At 55.8% G+C, this 2815-nt stretch carries 3 protein-coding genes; all 3 read right to left on the bottom strand.

What is annotated here, in order from left to right:
• Nucleotides 1–133 precede the first annotated feature (133 nt).
• Nucleotides 134–1255 (bottom strand): ISL3 family transposase, encoded by a 1122-nt coding sequence (locus tag WCJ41_RS21245; RefSeq protein WP_336907835.1) that lies wholly within the window; start codon nucleotides 1253–1255, stop codon nucleotides 134–136.
• Between the two features lie 191 nt (nucleotides 1256–1446).
• Entirely contained in the window at nucleotides 1447–2199 is a 753-nt protein-coding gene (locus WCJ41_RS21240) for a cyclase family protein (protein ID WP_336907834.1), read from the bottom strand.
• On the bottom strand, nucleotides 2196–2815 hold a 620-nt coding region (locus WCJ41_RS21235; RefSeq protein ID WP_336907833.1), incomplete at its 5' end, for an NAD(P)-dependent oxidoreductase. The genes WCJ41_RS21240 and WCJ41_RS21235, both read right to left, overlap by 4 nt.

The raw sequence follows: 2815 nt of genomic DNA, 5'->3' as shown, positions 1-2815 counted from the left end.
GTATCGAAGTAAGCCAGCATGCGATCGGTATTTAACGGCACATCCATGTAGTACACAGCGCCCGCCGCTGCGAGCAATTCTGTCGCAATTTGGGCTCAACGATAAACGAAGTGCGCGGGATGAAATGGCATAACTAACCAATGAGTGCAAACTTAGCGAGATGTAGTGCATAGAGCTTGTGGGTGAAGTACTGGATGTCTCGATAGCCATAAGCCATTCTCTGGAGAGCACCGATTTTGTTGTTGATCCCTTCGAGTGGGCCGGTGGAGATTGGAAAGTCGTACCAGTTCAGAATTCCCGTGCGATGCCCCTGCAATGTCTTCGCCATGGTCATCAGCACTTTGATCCCGGACTCGCGAGCGTGATTGCACCAACTCGTGAGGAACCGCCCCGCCGCAGCTTTGTCAGGCTGCTGCCAGAGCTGACTGAGATCCGCTTTGAGGTAGTACGCCGTCAGCAGTGGTTGATTCAAAGCCAAGGCATTCATCAGTCGAGTGCGTTCATCCTTTGAATCATCGAGATTGTCACGATGCTTCAGCAGCAGCCAGCGGATGCCCTTCAAAACGGCCTTGCCCATTCCCTCGGCCTCGCGATACAGAGCACGGCGAAGTTCGGTGAGCTTCTCGTTCATCAGCTTGACGATGTGAAACCGATCAAAGACGTGTTTCGCCTGCGGAAGGTTTTTCATCACCGCCGCGTAGTACGCACTCGACATGTCGGTGGCCACGGCTTGGATCTTGGCCCGCGAGCCGCGAAGTCGTTTCCAAAAGCGTTTCAGGGCATTTTCGCCCTTTCCTTCGCCCACGAAAACGATCGCACCGGTCTCCCAGTTGATCACGATCGTAAGGAACTTCTTCTTGTGGCCAACGTAGATTTCGTCGACGGCAATGATCTTCAGTTCCCGCAGCCGAGGTTTGCCGAAATTTTTCTGGAGATACTTTTTGTCGATGCTGCGAATCATCGTTTCGCTCACCCCGAGATACCGCGCCACGTCAAGAGTCGTCATCATCTTTCGCAGGTCGATCGACAACCGGGCAAAGCTCTTCGTGTACTGGCAAAAAGGGACGACGTTCGGCAGCACCGCATTCAACACCTGCTCGCATTGCTTGCACTCCAGCCGAGGGGCCTTGATGAAGAGCTGCGTTCTGTCCATGCCAATCGGCGGCGCATGGACCGTGCGGTCAAACGTCCCCCGGCATATGACATCTCGATTGCCGCATTTCCGACACCGATAGCACGACTCGGGCGCTTCCATGCGGAGAAAAAATACTCCCTCTTTGCGCCAACACCCAGATGGCTCATACCCACCAACACCGATCGCTCGGTACAATTCTCGCGTGGTCATTTCGGCACTCCTGATAAAACAGATTCACTACTGCTCATCAGACCGATTTGACCACTCCTTGTAAAATCATCGTCGTCATCACGTTACGACGCGCACTTCGTTTATTGTTGAACCGAAAAAATCAGGGCGCCAGTCGGGGGCAATTGGTCAAGATTTCTCAGGCATTGTAGACCATACCGGTTGGCACCATGCATCAGGGTATGACAGGGGTATGGAACCGGCCACTTATAAGACTGCCCCGCGTCAGTATTGATCGTCTCAACTGCAAAGCCATGAATGTTGCGATTGTGGATCAGCCATTCTACTGCAGCCTGCGTCGGCCCCGGAGTATGGGCTCCATCTTCCTGGAAGTTGAGGAAGGAAAGAGGGTCGCTGATGCGTTTGGACCAGTCGGTACGGAATACAAGCCATGCTCCGGCTTGAATTCGCCCATTACTGGCTTCCCATTCTTCGAGGAATTCGACGGTCAGTAGCCAATCCGGATCGGATGCCACCTCGCCACTGGCATCCACCACGGCCGCCGGGGCAACAAAGTTCTTGCACGCGATTGTGTCAACGGTGTTGCTGGGGTGGTCCTTGCCTGTGATCCAGTGAGCAGGCGCGTCGAAGTGGGTGCCTGTGTGCTCGCCGCACGAAAAGTTATTCCAATACCAACCCGGTCCAGCTTGGTCATATCTGGAAATGTTCTCCAGCTTGAAAGGCCAGACCTGACCAAACTGAGGAGGCAACGCCAAGGTTGGAAAAGCGGGCGACAGCGCGTGCGTGAGATCAACGATGCGTATGCTGCCCGCATCCAGCGCGTCAGAGAAAGCCGCCAGTGGATGTTTCACAAAGGTTTGTTCTTGAGGACTCATTCGATGTCGTTCCCGTGTAATGCATTTTTTGCCTGCCTCGAAACCAAGTTCCGCAGCGGCGTGCCCGCGACATAACATCGCAACTGCTCGCTGGCCAAACGATAAGCGCGCAGCCGCCAACTCATTACCGCCCCAGCCACGTGGGGTGTGATCATCAGGTTGGGCGCCTGCCAAAGAGGATGACCGAGTGGAAGCGGTTCGGGGTCGGTCACGTCCAGAGCCGCCCGGATTCGTCGCTGGTGGAGCGCCGCCAGCAGTGCCGCGGTATCAACCAACCGGCCGCGCGACGCGTTCACGAGGATCGAACCGGGTTTCATTCTCGCGAGAAAATCGGCATCGACGATATGCTCGGTCTCCGCAGTAAGTGGAAGCAGCAGGACCACGGCGTCCGCCTCGGCCAAGTGTTTGGGCAGGGCTTCCATCGTCTCGGCGTCCGGCCGCTGGTGACGGGCAATTCCAACGACGCGAATGCCGAAAGGCGCAAGCCGAGAAGCGACTGCTCGCCCAATCGAACCATATCCAAGAATCAACACAGTGCCCCCCTCGAACGTGTCGACGGGCCCGACGGACGATGGGCCCGTGGCTGTGACATCATTCAAGTTCACGTCCCACTCAC

It is taken from the genome of Aestuariivirga sp., from assembly GCF_037139295.1.
Taxonomy (GTDB): Bacteria; Pseudomonadota; Alphaproteobacteria; order Rhizobiales; family Aestuariivirgaceae; genus Aestuariivirga.
The sequence above is the reverse complement of the archived record's forward strand: the minus strand, read 5'-3'. Positions and strand labels throughout refer to the sequence as shown.